Origin of the sequence: Jannaschia halovivens (assembly GCF_046452375.1) — a bacterium.
In the GTDB taxonomy this organism is placed as follows: Bacteria; Pseudomonadota; Alphaproteobacteria; order Rhodobacterales; family Rhodobacteraceae; genus Jannaschia; species Jannaschia halovivens.
In genome coordinates, this window is the sequence record NZ_JBKFDJ010000001.1 from 1111505 (window position 1) to 1128475 (window position 16971).

17 protein-coding genes and 1 tRNA gene are annotated in these 16971 nt (G+C 68.8%); 6 read left to right on the plus strand and 12 right to left on the minus strand.

The features are described from left to right. Positions 1 to 85: 85 nt before the first annotated feature. From ihfA to ACK8OR_RS05620, 4 genes are all read left to right on the plus strand, one after another. A complete protein-coding gene (ihfA, locus tag ACK8OR_RS05605; protein ID WP_410188440.1) occupies positions 86 to 400 on the plus strand; it encodes an integration host factor subunit alpha in 315 nt (104 codons plus the stop codon). A 2-nt stretch (positions 401 to 402) separates the two neighbouring features. Beyond that, positions 403 to 1305 carry a MerR family transcriptional regulator gene (locus ACK8OR_RS05610; protein WP_410188441.1) on the plus strand — a complete coding sequence of 301 codons (903 nt, stop codon included), beginning with the start codon at positions 403 to 405 and terminating at the stop codon, positions 1303 to 1305. Positions 1306 to 1362: 57 nt separating this feature from the next. Continuing rightward, positions 1363 to 1439, plus strand: a tRNA-Pro gene (locus ACK8OR_RS05615). Between the two features lie 73 nt (positions 1440 to 1512). Beyond that, the gene (locus ACK8OR_RS05620; RefSeq protein ID WP_410188442.1) at positions 1513 to 2583 is read left to right on the plus strand and encodes a 2'-deoxycytidine 5'-triphosphate deaminase; all 1071 of its coding nucleotides are present in this window, start codon (positions 1513 to 1515) and stop codon (positions 2581 to 2583) included. A 3-nt stretch (positions 2584 to 2586) separates the two neighbouring features. On the opposite strand, the gene ACK8OR_RS05625 is transcribed toward ACK8OR_RS05620, so the two are convergent. Then, complete coding sequence (locus ACK8OR_RS05625) at positions 2587 to 3123, minus strand: Lrp/AsnC family transcriptional regulator (protein ID WP_410188443.1); 537 nt, start codon at positions 3121 to 3123, stop codon at positions 2587 to 2589. 68 nt (positions 3124 to 3191) lie between these two features. Here ACK8OR_RS05625 and ACK8OR_RS05630 point away from each other — a divergent pair, with 68 nt between their 5' ends. After that, positions 3192 to 4319, plus strand: a complete 1128-nt coding sequence (locus ACK8OR_RS05630; protein WP_410188444.1) for an MFS transporter — start codon at positions 3192 to 3194, stop codon at positions 4317 to 4319. Here ACK8OR_RS05630 and ACK8OR_RS05635 read toward each other — a convergent pair. After that, on the minus strand, positions 4282 to 5109 hold the full coding sequence (locus tag ACK8OR_RS05635) for a heme-dependent oxidative N-demethylase family protein (RefSeq protein WP_410188445.1): 828 nt from the start codon (positions 5107 to 5109) through the stop codon (positions 4282 to 4284). The genes ACK8OR_RS05630 and ACK8OR_RS05635 overlap by 38 nt on opposite strands. Between ACK8OR_RS05635 and dddP the strand changes: the two genes are divergently transcribed. Further along, a complete protein-coding gene (gene dddP / locus ACK8OR_RS05640; RefSeq protein ID WP_410188446.1) occupies positions 5108 to 6442 on the plus strand; it encodes a dimethylsulfonioproprionate lyase DddP in 1335 nt (444 codons plus the stop codon). The two genes, ACK8OR_RS05635 and dddP, sit on opposite strands and share 2 nt — an antisense overlap. Positions 6443 to 6564: 122 nt before the next feature. Here the strand turns inward: dddP and ACK8OR_RS05645 are convergent, their stop codons facing one another. The 10 genes from ACK8OR_RS05645 to ACK8OR_RS05690 form a co-directional block, all read right to left on the minus strand. Further along, positions 6565 to 7917 carry a mechanosensitive ion channel domain-containing protein gene (locus ACK8OR_RS05645; RefSeq protein WP_410188447.1) on the minus strand — a complete coding sequence of 451 codons (1353 nt, stop codon included), beginning with the start codon at positions 7915 to 7917 and terminating at the stop codon, positions 6565 to 6567. A 1-nt stretch (position 7918) separates the two neighbouring features. Further along, on the minus strand, positions 7919 to 9409 hold the full coding sequence (locus tag ACK8OR_RS05650; RefSeq protein ID WP_410188448.1) for a phosphomannomutase/phosphoglucomutase: 1491 nt from the start codon (positions 9407 to 9409) through the stop codon (positions 7919 to 7921). Between the two features lie 164 nt (positions 9410 to 9573). Then, positions 9574 to 11109 (minus strand): capsule biosynthesis protein, encoded by a 1536-nt coding sequence (locus tag ACK8OR_RS05655; RefSeq protein WP_410188449.1) that lies wholly within the window; start codon positions 11107 to 11109, stop codon positions 9574 to 9576. Next, positions 11102 to 11755, minus strand: coding sequence for an ABC transporter ATP-binding protein (locus tag ACK8OR_RS05660; protein WP_410188450.1), 654 nt, complete (start codon positions 11753 to 11755; stop codon positions 11102 to 11104). Before ACK8OR_RS05660 ends, ACK8OR_RS05655 begins: the two co-directional genes overlap by 8 nt. 174 nt (positions 11756 to 11929) lie before the next feature. After that, positions 11930 to 13228, minus strand: coding sequence for a Na+/H+ antiporter NhaA (locus ACK8OR_RS05665; RefSeq protein ID WP_410188451.1), 1299 nt, complete (start codon positions 13226 to 13228; stop codon positions 11930 to 11932). A 126-nt stretch (positions 13229 to 13354) separates the two neighbouring features. Continuing rightward, positions 13355 to 13867 carry a hypothetical protein gene (locus tag ACK8OR_RS05670; protein WP_410188452.1) on the minus strand — a complete coding sequence of 171 codons (513 nt, stop codon included), beginning with the start codon at positions 13865 to 13867 and terminating at the stop codon, positions 13355 to 13357. A gap of 117 nt (positions 13868 to 13984) precedes the next feature. Continuing rightward, on the minus strand, positions 13985 to 15631 hold the full coding sequence (gene groL / locus ACK8OR_RS05675; protein WP_410188453.1) for a chaperonin GroEL: 1647 nt from the start codon (positions 15629 to 15631) through the stop codon (positions 13985 to 13987). 69 nt (positions 15632 to 15700) lie between these two features. Then, positions 15701 to 15985 (minus strand): co-chaperone GroES, encoded by a 285-nt coding sequence (locus tag ACK8OR_RS05680; RefSeq protein ID WP_298433745.1) that lies wholly within the window; start codon positions 15983 to 15985, stop codon positions 15701 to 15703. Between the two features lie 207 nt (positions 15986 to 16192). Then, positions 16193 to 16429 carry a helix-turn-helix domain-containing protein gene (locus tag ACK8OR_RS05685; protein ID WP_410188454.1) on the minus strand — a complete coding sequence of 79 codons (237 nt, stop codon included), beginning with the start codon at positions 16427 to 16429 and terminating at the stop codon, positions 16193 to 16195. After that, the gene (locus ACK8OR_RS05690; RefSeq protein WP_410188455.1) at positions 16429 to 16965 is read right to left on the minus strand and encodes a hypothetical protein; all 537 of its coding nucleotides are present in this window, start codon (positions 16963 to 16965) and stop codon (positions 16429 to 16431) included. The genes ACK8OR_RS05685 and ACK8OR_RS05690 overlap by 1 nt, the downstream gene beginning before the upstream one ends. Positions 16966 to 16971: the final 6 nt, after the last annotated feature.

Here is a 16971-nt window from a genome sequence, read left to right on the forward strand (position 1 = left end):
GCGCAAGCCCTTGTCATTGACACTATTTCCGGCGCGCTCCAATCTGTCCGCGGACGACCAATCCAAAAGACGAACCGGAGCAAACATGACCGGAAAGACCCTGACCCGAATGGACCTGAGCGAGGCCGTCTTTCGGGACGTCGGCCTGTCGCGCAACGAAAGCGCGAACCTCGTCTCGTCGGTCCTGCAACACATGTCGGATGCCCTCGTGGGCGGCGAACAGGTCAAGATCTCGGGCTTCGGCACGTTCTCGTGCCGCGACAAGGCCGCCCGTGTCGGCCGCAATCCGAAGACCGGCGAGGAGGCCCCAATCCCGCCCCGCCGCGTCCTGACCTTTCGGCCGTCGCACCTGATGAAGGACCGTGTCGCGGCCGGCAACGCCGAGCTCGAGCAGGCCTGAACTTGGCCAAACCTCCCGAGAAGGCGGATGGGGCCTTTCGCACCATCCGCGAGGTCGCCGACTGGCTGACCGTCCCGACGCATGTGCTGCGCTTCTGGGAGTCGAAGTTCGAACAGATCGCGCCCGTGAAAGGCGCGGGCGGGCGCCGCTACTACCGCCCGGAGGACATGCGTCTTCTGGGCGGCATCAAGGTCCTCTTGCACGATCGCGGCCTCACGATCCGCGGCGTGGGCCAGAAGATCGACGATGACGGGGTCGAGCCGGTGATGGCGCTCTCGCCCGAGCTGGAGATGCCCGAGCAGCCCGTCCAGCGCACCCGCAAGGTCATCCGCAACGGCGAGGCCGAGAGCACCGCGCCCCGCGTCGTGCCCTTCGACCGCAAGACCAAGAGCCCCGCCGCCCCCGACACGCCCGTCGATGCGACCCAGGCCGACCGGCCCGAGGCCGATCCGGTCGAAGCACCAGGGACCGACACCGCGCGCCCGCAGCCCGCGGACCGCATCACGCTGCCCGCCGGACCGGATCAGCCCGCCCCCCCGACCCCCGAGGACACCGCCGCCCCTGGCGACGCGCTCGACCCCGCTTCCCCGGACGAGGATGCCGAGCCCATCGCGCCCGACGGCGTCGGCCCGGTCCCCGACGGCCCCTCGCCCGACATGCCGGAGGTCGACCTGCCCGACGTGGCCGAGGCCGCGCCGCAACCCGACCGCCCCGAGCCCGACGCGGCACCGCCCGCGATGGAGATCCCGATGATCGACGCCGCCGCACCTCCGCCGACGCTGGCCGCCTTGCGGCTTGCGCGCGCAGCGACCGGGATCGACGCCTCCAACGCGCGCCGGATGCGCCGCGTGATCCGCAAGCTGCGCGGTCTCGTCGAGGAGATCGAGGACGAGCTGGACGCCTGAGATGACCGGATTTTGCCGCTTGCGCCCCCGTGCGAGTTCCGTATGTAGGGCGCCAGTCGGGCTATGGCGCAGCCTGGTAGCGCGTCCGTCTGGGGGACGGAAGGTCGCAGGTTCGAGTCCTGCTAGCCCGACCAAGCGCACCTCTCGGGGTGCTTGCAGAACGCTCCGTCCCGCGACGGGGCGTTTCGCATATCAGGGGGACCGCATATGACCGACGCGCCCGGCGTGCTCGCCAGTCAGCAGATCGAAGCCATGCTGGCCCACGGCGCGATCACGGCCCCGCCGCTGGTCGACGGGCAGGTCCAGCCCGCCTCCCTCGACCTTCGCCTCGGCGACGTCGCCTACCGCGTCCGCGCCTCGTTCCTGCCGGGTGCCGGACGGCGCCTCGCCGACCGCCTCCCCGAATTCGAGATGCACCGCATCGACCTATCGGACGGCGCCGTTCTGGAAAAAGGCGCGGTCTATCTCGTGCCCTTGCAGGAATCGCTGACGCTGCCCCCCGGTCTTTCGGCAGTCGCCAACGCCAAGTCCTCGACGGGGCGCCTAGACCTCCTGACCCGCACGGTCACCGATGGCGGGACCGAGTTCGACCGCATCCCGCCCGCCTATGACGGCCCGCTCTATGCCGAGATTTGCCCGCGCAGCTTCTCGGTCCTCGTGCGCCCCGGCATGCGCCTCAACCAGATCCGCTTCCGCGCGGGCGAGGCGGCGCTGGACGACGACGCGCTGCGCGCCCTCCATGCGCAGGTCCCGCTGACCGACGGGACGCCCGTGATCGACGACGGCCTCGGCTTCTCGGTCGACCTGACGCCCGGCGAGGGCGATCTCGTCGGCTGGCGCGCCAAGCCCCATACCGGCGTGATCGACCTCGACCGGCTGGGCCACTACGCGCCCCGCGACTACTGGGAGGCGATCCGCACCACCGATCGCCGCATCATCCTCGACCCCGGCGCCTTCTACATCCTCGTCAGCCGCGAGGCGGTCACGATCCCGCCGACTCATGCCGCCGAGATGGCGCCATACCTCGCGATGGTGGGCGAATTCCGCGTGCATTACGCGGGCTTCTTCGATCCGGGCTTCGGCCATGGCACGCCCGCGCGCGGCGTCCTCGAAGTGCGCTGCCACGAGGCGCCTTTCGTGCTGGAAGACGGCCAGATTGTCGGACGCCTGATCTACGAGGGGATGTCCGAGGTGCCCGCACAGCTCTACGGGCAAGGCATCGCGTCGAACTACCAAGGCCAAGGCCTGAAGCTCTCGAAGCATTTCGCGGCGCCCTGACGGTCAGTCGCGGATGTGGTCCTCGGCGGCGAGCGCATCGGTGACGCCCGCCTGCACGCCCCGCTCCAGATAGGTCGAGAGTGCGAGGAACGTCCGCGTCCGCTGCACGCCCTGCAGGTCGTAGACCCGCGACAGGAACCCCTCGAGCGCGTCCGAGGACGCCACCCGGACCTTCAGGATGATGCAGGCATCGCCCGTGGCCGAGTGGATCTCCTCCAGCTCCGGCAGATCCGCCAGTTCGGTTAGCGCGCGCGTCTTGCCCCAGCCCGTCGTCTCGACATGGACGAACGCCAGCATCGGCTTGCCCATCGCCGCCCCGTCGAGATCGGCCGTCGTGCCCCGGATCGCGCCCGAGGCCCGCAGACGCCGCACCCGCTCGTGGACCGCGGCCGCCGACAGCCCGACTCGCTCGGACAGGGCGGCGTAGGACAGTGTCGCGTCCCCGGCCAGCGCGCCGGATATTCTTCGGTCGATCGCGTCCAGACCCCGGCCTGCCGGACGTGCGGGCCGAACCTCCTCCGTTTCTTCGCCATCGGCCATATCGCAGCCTTCCCGTATATCATCCGCCCCGATAGCCCCGGAACCGGACCAAGATCGAGGAGATGGCGATGAACCGCAACCTGAACCTTCTGATGGCCGCCGTCGGCGTGATCGGCGCGAACTCCCTCGTGCTGGGGCCGGTCTCGCCATCCGTGGGCGCAGCACTCGGGCGACCGGCGGCGGATGTCATGCTCGCGGCGGCGGGGTTCGGCGCGGTCACGGCGCTCTCGGCGCTGGTCCTCGCGCCGTGGATCGACCGGATCGGCGCGGCCCGCGCGATCCGGCTCGCCTTCGCGGCGCTGACGCTGGGCCTGCTGCTCTGCGGCGCGGCACCGAGCTTCGGCTGGCTCGTGGCCGGACAGGCCATCGCCGGACTGGCTTCGGGCGTCGCCCTGCCCGCTGCCTACGCGCTCGCCGCCGAACTCGCACCGCCGGGCCGCGCCGCCGAGGCGCTGGGCCGAGTGCTGACGGGATGGACGCTGGCGATGGTGTTCGGCGTCACACTGTCGGCGGTGCTGGCCGATCTGGTGCATTGGCGGGCGGTCTTCGCGCTGGCGGCACTCGGCGCGGGCAGTCTGGCGCTCGTGCGGCTGCCCAACCGGCCGGGCGGCCCGGTCACCCCGCCCTGGAGCGCCCTGCCCCGGCCCGGCGTGGCGCGCGGCCTTTTGGCGCAGGCGGCGATGATGACGGCCTTCTACGGCACCTATTCCTTCCTTGGCGCACATTTCGAGCGGATCGGCGTGCCGACGCTCTGGGGCGCGCTGCCGGTGCTGGCCTATGGCATCGGCTTCGGCCTCGCGGGGCGGTTCGATCCCTGGCTCGACCGGCACGGCTATGGCGGCGCAGGACCCTGGGTCTTCGGCGCGGTGGCGCTGTCGCTTCTGGCGCTGGCAGGGGGCGCTGGATCGCTCTGGACGCTGGTCCCGGCCTTCTTCGCCTGGGGGTTGGCGAACCATCTGGGCCTCGGGCTGCTGGTCGGGCGACTGACGCAGGCGGGCGGCGCGCAGAAGGGCGCGGTGCTGGGTCTGAACACCGCCGTCACCTATCTGGCCGTGGTCGCCGGGGCCGCGGGCTTCCGGCCCGTCTTCGAAGGCGGGGGCTTCGCGCTCTGCGCCGGGGTCGGGGCGGGCCTCGCGGCCCTCCTCGCGGTCGAGGCGATCAGCCGACGGGGCAGCCGGCCCGCTGCGCCGGCGTGAGCCGGGCCAGCGGCACGATCCACGTATGCACCGCGAAGAGCACGGCGCCCGTCCGCGGCAGGCGCAGCACCGTCTGGCGTTCCGAGCGGACATAGCGCGCCGTCTCGGGGGCCTCGGGCGCCGCCGCTTCGGCCCGCGGCCGGTGAAGCACGGCCTCGGCATGGGGCAGGACGTTGGCGCGCCACATCGGGCGGCCGGGGACCGCGCGGTCGAACAGGCGCTGCACCCGCCGGGCCAGGTCGGCATCGTATTCGGGCACCGGCGCGTGGATGCGAACGAGCGGACGCCCGATCTTCTCGGCGAGGGTCCAATGGGCCGGGAAACACAGAAGTCCGGCGATCAGCACGTGCTCCGCCCCCCGCCGGTCGAGCAGCAGCAGATCTTCCTGCACCAGACGCGAGGCGACTTCGAGCGGTGCGCCGTCCAGAGACACGCGGAACCCGTCGGGGCGGCGCACCACGCGGCCTTCGCGGGCGAAGCCCGGCGGCAGTGCGGCGAGCACTGCGTCGAGGCACTCCGCCTCGGCCGCCTCCGCGCCCGGCTCCGCCATCAGCACCTGGTCCCGGCGTTCGGTCATCAGCCGCGCCTTCTCGGCCAACTGCGCGCCGTAGACCTCGTCGACGATGATCCACGACCCCTCGGTCACCGGCCGCATGCCCGGCATCCGCGACAGCGCCGGATCGGCCCAGGGCGTATGCGGCAGCACGGATTGGGTGATCTCCAAAGCGACATTCCCGGCGTCGGTTGCGGGCGCGACGGCGGGTCCGCAGAGCCCGACGGTCTGCATCATGAAGGACCACTATCGCGACAGTCGCAAGATCGACCCGTCCCGCGGCACGACGCTGGGCGACGGCACCCCCAACAATCAGGACCGGGTCGAGATCGGGCCGACCCCGCTGGCCTTCGCCGAATGGGCGGCGGCGGGCCTGGCGCTGCCGCATCTGCCGACAATGCGGCGCTATCGCCTCGACCGTCTGATCGCCGCCTGTGCGGCGCGGGACTATGGCGGTCTCCTGCTCTTCGATCCGCTCAACATCCGCTACGCGACCGACTCGACCAACATGCAGCTCTGGAACGCGCATAACCCGTTTCGCGCCGTGCTGGTCCGGGCCGATGGGCACATGGTCATCTGGGACTACCGCCCGGCGATGTTCCTGTCGGAGTTCAACCCGCTGGTGGCCGAACAGCGGACCGGCGCGGATCTCTTCTATTTCGACCGGGGCGACGGGCTGCCCCAGGCCGCCGCCGCCTTCGCCGCCGAAGTCCGCGATCTATTGACCCAAGGCGGCGCGCCGCTTCGGATCGGGGCCGACAAGCCCATGATCCACGCCCTTCGCGCGCTGGAAGCCGCCGGGATCGAGGTCCATCCCGGCGAGGAGGCGACCGAGAAGGCCCGCAGCGTGAAAGGCCCCGACGAGATCGCGGCCATGCGCTGTGCCCTCCAGTCCTGCGAGGCCGCGATGGCCGAGATGGAGGCCTTCGCCCGTGCGGAGGTGCCCCGCGGCGGCGTCACCGAGGCCGATATCTGGGCCGAGATGCACGCCGCCAATATCCGGCGCGGGGGCGAATGGATCGAGACGCGGCTCCTGACATCCGGGCCGCGCACCAACCCGTGGTTCCAGGAATGCGGTGGCCGCGTCGTGTCCGAGGGCGAGATCCTCGCCTTCGACACCGATCTCGTGGGGCCCTACGGCATGTGCGCCGACCTCAGCCGGACGTGGTGGATGGGTGACATGCCGGCCCGCGGCGACATGATCGACGCCATGCGCCACGCGCTCGACCATATCCGCGAGAACGAGGCGATGCTGGCCCCAGGCGTGCCCCTGCGCGACCTGACCTTCGGGACCCATGTCCTTAGGCCCGAGTTCCAGGCGCAGAAATACGGCTGTCTGATCCACGGCGTCGGGCTCTGCGACGAGTGGCCTCTGATCGTCTATCCCGACCACCATGTCGACGGCGCCTTCGACGCCTACGCGTTGGAGCCGGGCATGACCCTCTGCGTCGAAGCGCTGGTCTCGCCCGAGGGCGGCGACTTCTCGATCAAGCTCGAGGACCAGGTGCTGATCACGGAAGACGGGGTCGAGAACCTGACGCGCTACCCGTTCGATCCGCGCCTGATGTGAGGTCGGGCCGGGGGACGCCCCCCCGGACCCCCGTTTGCCCGGTGACCGCCCGTGCGGCAGCGGCGCACGCGCCTGCGCCCCGCGCGCCGTGCATATTTTGCGGAGCAAAGACGTCGGGCGGGCTATTCCTCGGGCGCCGCCCTGCTCAGCAGGTCCTTGTGGGCCTCCTCGCGGCGCTCCTCGTCGACCATCCTCTCGATGGTCCGGTCCGCGGCGACGTCTTCGGGCGCGGGAGCCTCGGGCTCGGGCGCGGGCGCGGCTTCGGTCACCACGATCTCGCCGTCGCGGCCCGCCTGGTCGGGCAGATCGAGGACCGGCAGCCCGCCGCCAGTCAGGTTCAGGCGATATGTCGGCTCGGGAAGGCCGATATTGGCGCGGGTCAGAGCCGCCATCACGATCCGAAGTGCCTCGCCCCGCGCGACCATGAAATTCGTCGCGCTCTGATCGACCCAGCCGTAGAACTCCATCGTGATCGTGCTGTCCCCGGCCTCCTTGACCCAGACCTGCGGCGGCGGATCGGCCTGGACGAAATCGAGCCCTTCAAGCGTCGCAAGCCCGATGCGCTTGGCCTCGGCCAGGTCGTCGTTGGGATCGATCCCGAGCGAGAAGCCGAACCGGCGCGCGGCATTGCGCGTGTAATTGATGATCTTGGCCTTGAAGACGACGGCATTGGGCAGGCGCAGGTGGTTGCCGTCGGGATCGAGCAGGATCGTCGCGCGGCTCGTGAGGCGGATGACCGAGCCCAGCGAGCCCTCGATCTCCACCATGTCGTTGGGCCGGAACGGCTGCCGGAGCGAGAGCATCACCGAGGCGATGAAGTTCTCGACCGTGTCGCGCACCGCGAAGCCCACCGCGAGGCCGACGATCCCCGCGGCCCCCAGAAGGCCCGTCAGGATCGCCGTCGCGTTGAGGATATCGAGCGCGACGACCACGCCGGCCAGCACGAAGGCCAGCCGCAGGATCATGCGGTAGATGTCGGCGATGAACGCGTTCGGGGCGAGCCGGCGCCACGGCGCGTCCCAGCGCGCAAAGGCCCAGCCCAGCGCGATCACGATCAGCCCCGCCGTGATCGCCACGAGGAGGAGCGGCAGGTAGGCCACGAACTGTGCGATCCGGTCGCCGAAGCGGTCGAGCACGGGATCGAGCCGGGTTGCGACCTCGGTGTTCTCGGTCACCTCGTTCTCGATCGCGACGACGCCGTCCACCCGCGCGGCCAACTCGTCCAGCCGGTCGATGGCCTCCGCGTCGAGGACCTCGCCCGAGAAGGTCACGATGCCCTCGCTGACGGTCACGGTGACCTCGCCGAACCCGTCGAGCTCGGCGATGATGCCCTCGATCCGGCGGTCGATCGCCGCGTCCGACGCTCCGTCCTGCGCCGTGGAGATCGTGCCGGATGGCTGCGCCGGGGCCTCCTGCGCCGCAGCGGGACCGCCAAGGAGTGCGGCGGTGAGGATCAGGGCGCGGAGGACGGGCATATCAGAACGTTTGATCGTAGTCGCCGACATTCGGCTCCTCGCGGATGATGGCGTCGAGATCGGCGAAGATCGCGCGCAGCTCCGCCTCGCTCTCGGGGCTTTCGCAGACAACGACCAGGTTCGGCGTGTTCGACGAGGCCCGCACGAGGCCCCAGGCCCCATTCTCCAGCATCACCCGCGCGCCGTTCACCGTCACCACGTCGACGATCCGCCGCCCGCCCAGCGTCCCCTCGCCCGCCATGGGCACGATCCGATCCACGATCCGCTGCAACGTGTCGTATTTCTCGGTATCGGGGCAATGCGGGCTGAGCGTCGGCGTATTCCAGACCTTCGGAAGGGCCTTTCGCAGGTCGGACATGGCCTTGTCCGGGTTGCGGTCGAGCAGCTTGCAGATCTCGACCGCCACGCGCGCCCCGCAGTCGTAGCCGCGCCCGATCGGTTCGGCGAGGAAGTAGTGACCCGACTTCTCGAAGCCCGCCAGGGCGCCGATCTCGTGGACACGCCGCTTCATGTGGCTGTGTCCCGTCTTCCAGTAGTCTGCCTTGGCGCCGTTGGCCTGCAGCACCGGGTCGGAGGCGAAGAGGCCCGTGGACTTCACGTCCGCCACGAAGGTCGCGTTCGGGTGCAGACCGCTCAGGTCGCGCGCCATGATGACACCGACGATATCGGCAAAGATCTCCTCGCCTTCGTCGTCGACCACGCCGCAGCGGTCGCCGTCGCCATCGAACCCGAGCGCCAGGTCCGCGCCCGACGCCTTCACCGATGCCGCCATGTCGTGCAGCATCTCCATCGCCTCGGGGTTGGGGTTGTAATGCGGGAAGGTGTAGTCGAGCTCGTTGTGACTGGGGACAACCTCGACGCCGATCCGGCGCAGCACCTCGGGCGCGAAGGCCGAGGCCGTGCCATTGCCCGTCGCACAGACCACCTTGAGCGCGCGCGACATCCGAAAATCGCCCACGAGGTCGTCGATATAGGCCTCCATCACGCCGTCCACCCGCTCCCAACGGCCACCGTCCCGGGCCTCGCCCCGACCCTCCAGCACGATATCCCGCAATTCGCCCATCTCGTCCGGGCCATGGGTCAGGGGGCGCTCGAACCCCATTTTCACGCCGGTCCAACCATTGGGATTATGGCTCGCCGTGACCATCGCGACGGCGGGCGCGTCGAGGTGGAACTGTGCGAAATACGCCATGGGCGAAACGGCGGGACCGATATCCTGAACATGAATGCCGGCCTGCGTCAGCCCGAGGATCAACGCATGCTTGATGGCCAGCGAATAATCCCGGTAATCGTTCGCCACGGCGATCCGCGGCTCGATCCCGCGGGCGTGCATCTGGGTGCCCAGCCCGAGACCCAGCGCGGTCACGCCGGGCAGGTTGATCTCGTCGGGGTATTTCCACCGCGCATCGTATTCGCGAAAGCCCGTGGGCGCGATCATCGGGTCGCGCAGGAAGGCCCAGGTGTTCGGCGTGACGGTGGCGTGGGGTTTCATCGAGACCTCGGCGTTCTTGTTCCCCGAAGACGTAGCGGGACCACCGCAGGTTGCAAACCGGACCGGCCCCTTCGCACGCTAAATCGGCCGATGGGTGCGCGAGGGGGCCATCCCCCTCGCCCGAACCAGAGCCGTGTGGCCGCCCGGGCGGCCGCTCCGCCGGATCAGCCGGTGACCTGCTCGCGCAGGATGGCGGCGGTCAGCGTCATCATCAGGTAGATGCCTGAGAAAATCAGGAAGGCGAGGATCGTGCTCTCGAAGGCGCGCGGATAGGTCGGCTCGTCGGGCTGGACGGGCGGGACGGGCGTCGAGAGATAGCGCACCTGCCGGTTGGCGGCGATGCGGCTGACCTCGAGCTGCTGGGCAGCCTGCTGCAGGAGAAGCTGCCGCGTCACGAGATCCTGTTGCGCCACGGCCAGCTCGGCCGTCACCCGCGCAAGGCTCGCATCATCCGCCGCGCCATCGGTCAGGCTGGACCGCAGGACATCCAGTTCCTGCTGCAGCCGCGCGATATTGGCCTCGGCCACCTGCACGCGAGTCGCGTTGGGCCGGGCATTGGCGTTTAACTGGTCGAGACGCAGGCGTTCGGCCCGAAGCTCGGTCTCGATCACGCCGATCTGGCTGTAGCTGTTGGAGACCTCGGCCTCGGCCGAGACGACGCCCAGCTGTTCCTGCAGGTCGACGACGCGGGTCTGCGCCTCGAGCATTCGGGTCTCGGCCGAGGCGAAGCTTTGCTCGGCGCCCGCCATCTGGTCGTCGCGCAGCCGCGAGGTCAGGTTGTCCACCTGCTCCTCGGCATAGCCGATCAGCGCGCGGCTGAAGGCGGCCGAGACGTCCGGATCGGCGGCGACGACTTCCATCTTGAGGACGCCCTCGGTGGGATCGTAGCCGATCTCGACCATGCGCTCGTAAAGCTCGTAGGCATCCTCGGAGCTGGCATCCGGCTCCAGCCGCTGAAGCGCGTCGATCTCGGGTTGCGCGAAATGCGCCCGAAAGCCGAGATCGCGGTCGAGCCGCTGGAACGCGTCGCGCGACAGAAGGTAGCCTTGCACCGAGATGCTGTCCTGCTGCGTGGCCAGCCCCGTCCCCGAGAAGAGACCGCCTAGCCCAGATGCGCCCGCGGACGCGGTATCGGCCTGCTGGATGATGAATTCGGACTTGGTCGCGAACATCGGCGTCGCGATGACGTAGTAGTAGAACCCCGCGATGAAGGTCGGCAGGGCCACGAAGAAGCCCAACCGCGTCAGCAGGAGCGCCAGCTTCCGGCGGCGGCGGCGCATGATGTCGCGCTGGATCTCCATGATCTCGCCCGCCCGGGCGTGGTCGTCGAGCACCTGGGCCGAGGGCTCGGCCGGCAGCGGCGCGGGGCGCGCGATGGCGGGGACGGCGGCGTCGCCCGAGGTCTCGCCCGGCACCAGTTCCAGCATGTTGGACCGCTCGAACGGGTCGATGCCGCGCGCGCGCAGCGCCGCGACCGCCTCGTGATCCGAAGCGACCTTGATGCCGTGCTTCTGCGCGATGCGTCGCGCCATCCGAAGCTGGCGGCCCGTCGGCTCGGCACCCTCGGCGGGATTGGCGTCATTGGCGGCCGGTGCGATCACGGTCACGCCCGTTTCGGGAAGGCCGCCCTCGGGCACCTTGACGCCGGGGCGGTTGAAGCCCGCGTCGGGGCGAATGCGGAATTTGCGGGCCTTAGGCATCGTATTCGTAAAGCCTCCGCGCCTCGTCCAGCGTGTCGAACTGGTGCAGCTTGCCGTCGCGCAGGACAGCCGCCGAACTCGCGAACCGCTCGAGCACCTTGGGCTGATGGCTGACGATCACGACCGTCGCCTTCTGCAAGCGGTCCTTCAGGATCGACCCGGCCTTGCGGTTGAACTCGGCATCCGTGGTCGCGGGCATCCCCTCGTCGATGAGGTAGATGTCGAAATCGAGCGCCAGCAGCAGCGCGAAGCTGAACCGCGCGCGCATCCCCTGGCTATAGGTGCCGACGGGCATGTCGAAATACTCCTCCAGCCCGCAGACATAGCGGCAGAAGGCTTCGACGTAATCCGCATCCAGCCCGTAGAGCTGCGCGATGTAGCGCGCATTCTCGGTCGCGGTGTTGCGGTTGACGATGCCGCCCATGAAGCCCAGCGGAAAGGACACGCGGGCGCGGCGGCGCACCTCGCCCTCGTCCGGCTTCTCGAGGCCCGCCATCATGTTGATGATCGTCGTCTTGCCGGTGCCGTTGGGCGCGAGGATGCCGACCGACCGTCCCATATCCACGCGGAACGACGCGCGATCGAGGATCACCTTGCGCCGTTCGCCGGTCCAGAAGGACTTGGATACGTTGTCGAATTCGATCATCGGGATCCCGAATCATTCGTTAACACGACGTCCCCGACACGGGGCCGCCCTGACCCATGTGGTAACCATGCTTTCCGTCAACAATGCGATAACGTGGCGCGAAACGTGATCGCCGGGCGCAGAAAGCGGGGCGTTTCCGGGGCGCTCCCCCCGGTGCGCCCCGCCCCGCATGGGTCAGCCGTGCTGTTTCTGGACCTTCGTCAGCTTGCCGGCAACGATACTGATCGCCGCGGCCGCAAAGCTCAGAAGCGCGCCCATCTTGGCCGCATCCTGTACCGGCCCCGGATCGAACGCCACGGAGGCCACGAAGAGCGACACGGTGAAGCCGATCGCCGCCACGCAGCCGATCACGAAGAGATCGACCGTCCGCATCCCCTGCGGCAGCCCGAACTTGAGCGTATGCGCCCCGATATAGCCGAAGAGCAGAACGCCGAACGGTTTGCCGATGATCAGACCCGCCAGCACCAGCCAGGTCGGCGCCGAGATCGAGGAGAACTCGACGCCCGCATTCATCAGACCGAAGAGGAAGAGCACGATCTCGACCGGGTGCTTCAGCAGGTGCTCGGTGTGGTTCAGAAGGTCGGTCAGGTACTGCTCGGCCTCGGCGAAGATTCCGAAGGCGCGGTCCGCATGGGGCAGCGTCGGCACGATGGGCAGAAGGCCCAGCGCCGGGTGCAGGCCGGCCTGCGCGAAGCCGAACCAGCTCAGCGCGCCCGCGATCAGGTAGGGCCACCACGACAGCTTCTGGCGCACCCAGGTCGATCGTGGGCGCAGCTGGTCGCCGCGATCCAGCCGCCGCGGCAACCGGTTGAAGAGGTAGAACACCCCCAGCGCCGAGAAGAGCGACAGGAGCAGCCAGATCGGCGCCAGCTCGCCCTCGGGGTAGAAGACCGCGAGGATGATGAGGCCCGCCGCGTCGTCCGCGATCGCCAGCAGCAGCAGGAACCGCACCGCCGGATGGCCCGCGCCGAACACGATCCGGCCCACGAGGTAGGAGAAGGCGATATCGGTCGCCGTCGGGATCGCCCAGCCGTTGGCCACCGCGTCGAAGGTGGTCGAGCCGAGGATCGCGGCGAGACCCAGATAGACCGCGATGGGCCCGATCATGCCGCCCAGCGTCGCGAAGAGCGGGGTCGCCGCCTTCTTGCCGCGCAGAGAGCCGTTTTCGAGGATCACCGCCTCCCAGACCTCCTTGCCCGCGATGGCGAAGAAGAAGGCCATGAGGATGTCGTTGACAAGGTAGTGGACCGTCAGGACCTTCGCCGTCTCGGCATGGCCGAACAGCTCGGCATCCTCGCCCATGGCGACTTCCCAATGGTGCAGGTCGTAGCCGATCAGGTCATTGAACCAGAGCGGCCACTCGACCATCAGGTGATACGAATGGGCATCGGTATTGGCCCAGACCAGGGCGATCAGCGCGCCGAAGATCAGCAGCAGCGAATAATTCGTCAGGAAGTTCCAGACCCGGTACATGCGCGCCCCTCTCGTGTCATTGCGGAGCGTGGTAGCGAGTGGCACCCGGAGCGGCAAGCGTGGTGCCGGTATCGGGCGCAAATAGGGGAGCGGCGGCCACGCCGCCGAGCACGGTCCGGCCGCGCGCTATTCGCTGGCCCCGGTCGACAGGAAGATCGGCCCGAGATTGGTGTTGCGCAGCCGGTCACGATGCAGAAGTTCGCCATCCGCGATGCAGACACGGTCGAGCAAGGAGTCGCGTGGGCCGTCCTCTGTCTCGAGCCGGAGCGCGTCGCCGTCTCCGGTCGCGATGATGGCGGCCGTGGGGTCGTTCGCCGCGACTCTCTCGAGGATGCCGCGCACATCGCCCGGATCGGTGATCCGCTCGACCTGGAAGAAGCACACCGCCTCGTAGGCGCCGCCGCCCACCAGAACCGTCCCTCCCACCAAGAGCGTCGCGGAGGCCATCAGGATCGAGCCGATGGTGCCCAGCGTGCCGCCAGCCCCGGCCGCGATACCCGCGGCGGTCGACACGCCAGCGGTCGCCGCGCCGATCATCGCCAGGCCCGAGCCATCGTGGACGAGCATGTCGTAGCTCGCCGTCGTCCGCGCGGCCTCCCCTGTCAGCGCGACCAGCATCGCGGCGGCGCAGATCTTCATGGGTCGTGGGATCGCAGGACTCCATAGGCCTCCGGTCCTCTGCGAGAGACGGGGAGCCGTCCGGACGAGAAAAAGGGCGCCCCGAAGGACGCCCTTTTCCGTTCCGTTCGCGGAGGCTTACATCATGCCGCCCATGCCGCCCATGTCGGGCATGCCGCCACCGGCGCCCGCGCCGCCGTCCTTCGACGGCTTGTCGGCGACCATGGCTTCCGTCGTGATCAGCAGACCGGCGACCGAGGCCGCGTCCTGCAGCGCGTGACGCACAACCTTGGCCGGGTCGATGACGCCGAACTTGAACATGTCGCCATATTCCTCGGTCTGCGCATTGAAGCCGAACTTCGGATCGGTGCTCTCGCGGACCTTGCCGGCCACGACCGAGCCGTCGACGCCCGAGTTCTCGGCGATCTGGCGCAGCGGGGCTTCCAGCGCCTTGCGGACGATGGTGATGCCGACATTCTGATCGGAGTTGTCGCCGGTCAGACCTTCGAGCACCTTGCCCGCCTGCACGAGGGCCACGCCGCCGCCGACGACGATGCCTTCCTGAACGGCCGCACGGGTCGCGTTGAGCGCGTCGTCGACGCGGTCCTTGCGCTCCTTGACCTCGACCTCGGTCATGCCGCCGACGCGGATGACGGCGACGCCACCGGCCAGCTTGGCCACGCGCTCCTGGAGCTTCTCACGGTCGTAATCCGAGGTGGTCTCCTCGATCTGGCCGCGGATCTGGGCGACGCGCGCCTCGATCTCGGCCTTGTCGCCCGCACCGTCCACGAGGGTCGTGTTGTCCTTCGTGATCGAGACGCGCTTGGCGGAACCCAGCATGTCCATCGTGACGTTCTCGAGCTTCATGCCGAGATCGTCCGAGATCACCTGGCCACCGGTCAGGATCGCGATGTCCTGCAGCATGGCCTTGCGGCGGTCGCCGAAGCCCGGTGCCTTGACGGCGGCGATCTTCAGGCCACCGCGCAGCTTGTTGACGACGAGCGTGGCCAGGGCCTCGCCCTCGACGTCCTCGGCGATGATCAGGAGCGGCTTCTGCGACTGGATGACCTGCTCCAGCAGCGGAACCATCGGCTGCAGCGACGAGAGCTTCTTCTCGTGCAGCAGGACGATGACGTCCTCCAGCTCGGTCGTCATCTTGTCAGGGTTGGTCACGAAGTAGGGGCTCAGGTAGCCGCGGTCGAACTGCATGCCCTCGACCACGTCGGTCTCGGTCTCGAGGCCCTTGTTCTCCTCGACGGTGATGACACCCTCGTTGCCGACCTTCTGCATCGCGTCGGCGATCTGGCGGCCGATCTCGGCTTCGCCATTGGCCGAGATGGTGCCGACCTGGGCGACTTCGTCGCTGTCGGACACGTCGCGGGCGGCGGCCTTGATGGCCTCGACGACCTTCGAGGTCGCGAGGTCGATGCCGCGCTTGAGGTCCATCGGGTTCATGCCGGCGGCGACCGACTTCATACCCTCGACCACGATGGCCTGGGCCAGCACGGTCGCGGTCGTGGTGCCGTCACCGGCCTCGTCGTTGGTGCGGGAAGCGACTTCCTTCACCATCTGTGCGCCCATGTTCTCGAACTTGTCCTCGAGTTCGATCTCCTTGGCGACGGAGACGCCGTCCTTGGTGATGCGCGGGGCGCCGAACGACTTGTCGAGGACCACGTTGCGGCCCTTGGGGCCCAGCGTCACCTTGACGGCGTTGGCGAGGGTGTTGACGCCCTTCAGCATACGATTGCGGGCGTCGGTATCGAATTTCACGTCCTTGGCGGCCATGAGAATCTCCTAGAATTGAATGGGGGGATCGATCTTCGGCTTTGGCGACGGGCACGGCGGCCCGGTCGCTCACATGATGCCGAGGATGTCCGATTCCTTCATGATCAGCAGCTCTTCACCGTCGAGGGTGACCTCGGTGCCGGACCACTTGCCGAACAGGATCTTGTCGCCGGCCTTGACCGACGGCGCGATCAGCTCGCCGCTATCCTTGCGCGCGCCTTCGCCGACGGAGACGATCTCGCCCTCGGCGGGCTTCTCCTTGGCGGTGTCGGGGATGATCAGACCACCCTTGGTCTTCTCGTCGGATTCGACGCGGCGGACCAGAACGCGGTCGTGCAGCGGTTTGAAAGCCATGTGAGCCTCATAAGCTTGGTGTTTCTCCCGTTGTCACTCACCCGGAGGGAGTGCCAACGAGGGGTAGGTATGAAGCGAGACAAGCCGAGTCAACATCGCCTAGAGGGGAAATTCGCGCGCGCCGAGTGGCGGCGTATCAGGGCTTGCCACTCCTCATGCCCGAACGACACGCTGGTCGCAATCCGATCGCGCGCAACTCAATTCGCCCTAAGCCACACCGCCATCGTTCGGCGGCGGCCCGTCCGGCTCGTAGTCCAGCAGGTCTCCCGGCTGGCACTCCAATTCGCGGCAGATCGCGTCGAGCGTGCCGAACCGCACGCCCCGCGCCCGCCCCGAGCGCAGTACCGAGAGGTTCTGTTCCGACAGCCCGATCCGCGCCGCGAGGTCGCGCGAGGTCATCTTGCGCCGCGCCAGCGCCACGTCGAGGCGCACCACGATCGCCATCAGATCATACCCCGGGTATCGTGCCAGAGCTCCGCCCCGAGCGAGAATGCCCGCGCCATGAACGCCGCCAGCAGCGCCGCCAACGCCGTCGAGACCTGCGCCGACCCGAGGCTTATACCCAGCATCCGCTCGCCGTCCGGATAATGCCATGTCGCGACCCCGGTGGCGGCCATATGCGTCAGCACGCCGACGATCAGTACCGTCCAGAGCCAGCGCGCCGTTCGCCCCGCCGCCAGCGACGCACCTGCGGGATCGAGCCAGCCCAGCGCCGCGAAGGTCTGCCGCATCGCCCCCGCCGCCCCCATCCATAGCCCGAGTTGCCCCGCCGCCACCAGCGCCAGCACCACCGCCTGCCAGAGCGCCATCCCGTGCGGGTCGGCCCCCGCGAGCCCGGCGAGCCATCCCCCCATCGGCATCGGCGTGTTCACCGCCCCCGCTAGAAGCACGAAAATCCCCGCCACCAGAAGCGCCTGCACCCCCGTCAGCACACGCGTCAGCATCCGAGCCGACCGTTGCAGGCCTGTCGTATCGACCATGTTTCG

Excerpts from the sequence above, each read along its gene's own strand:
- ihfA (WP_410188440.1), top strand. The coding sequence starts at position 86 with ATGACCGGAAAGACCCTGACCCGAATGGACCTGAGCGAGGCCGTCTTT.
- ACK8OR_RS05620 (WP_410188442.1), top strand. The coding sequence starts at position 1,513 with ATGACCGACGCGCCCGGCGTGCTCGCCAGTCAGCAGATCGAAGCCATG.
- ACK8OR_RS05625 (WP_410188443.1), bottom strand. The coding sequence starts at position 3,123 with ATGGCCGATGGCGAAGAAACGGAGGAGGTTCGGCCCGCACGTCCGGCA.
- ACK8OR_RS05630 (WP_410188444.1), top strand. The coding sequence starts at position 3,192 with ATGAACCGCAACCTGAACCTTCTGATGGCCGCCGTCGGCGTGATCGGC.
- dddP (WP_410188446.1), top strand. The coding sequence starts at position 5,108 with ATGAAGGACCACTATCGCGACAGTCGCAAGATCGACCCGTCCCGCGGC.
- ACK8OR_RS05635 (WP_410188445.1), bottom strand. The coding sequence starts at position 5,109 with ATGATGCAGACCGTCGGGCTCTGCGGACCCGCCGTCGCGCCCGCAACC.
- ACK8OR_RS05645 (WP_410188447.1), bottom strand. The coding sequence starts at position 7,917 with ATGCCCGTCCTCCGCGCCCTGATCCTCACCGCCGCACTCCTTGGCGGT.
- ACK8OR_RS05650 (WP_410188448.1), bottom strand. The coding sequence starts at position 9,409 with ATGAAACCCCACGCCACCGTCACGCCGAACACCTGGGCCTTCCTGCGC.
- ACK8OR_RS05655 (WP_410188449.1), bottom strand. The coding sequence starts at position 11,109 with ATGCCTAAGGCCCGCAAATTCCGCATTCGCCCCGACGCGGGCTTCAAC.
- ACK8OR_RS05660 (WP_410188450.1), bottom strand. The coding sequence starts at position 11,755 with ATGATCGAATTCGACAACGTATCCAAGTCCTTCTGGACCGGCGAACGG.
- ACK8OR_RS05665 (WP_410188451.1), bottom strand. The coding sequence starts at position 13,228 with ATGTACCGGGTCTGGAACTTCCTGACGAATTATTCGCTGCTGCTGATC.
- ACK8OR_RS05670 (WP_410188452.1), bottom strand. The coding sequence starts at position 13,867 with ATGAAGATCTGCGCCGCCGCGATGCTGGTCGCGCTGACAGGGGAGGCC.
- groL (WP_410188453.1), bottom strand. The coding sequence starts at position 15,631 with ATGGCCGCCAAGGACGTGAAATTCGATACCGACGCCCGCAATCGTATG.
- ACK8OR_RS05680 (WP_298433745.1), bottom strand. The coding sequence starts at position 15,985 with ATGGCTTTCAAACCGCTGCACGACCGCGTTCTGGTCCGCCGCGTCGAA.
- ACK8OR_RS05685 (WP_410188454.1), bottom strand. The coding sequence starts at position 16,429 with ATGGCGATCGTGGTGCGCCTCGACGTGGCGCTGGCGCGGCGCAAGATG.
- ACK8OR_RS05690 (WP_410188455.1), bottom strand. The coding sequence starts at position 16,965 with ATGGTCGATACGACAGGCCTGCAACGGTCGGCTCGGATGCTGACGCGT.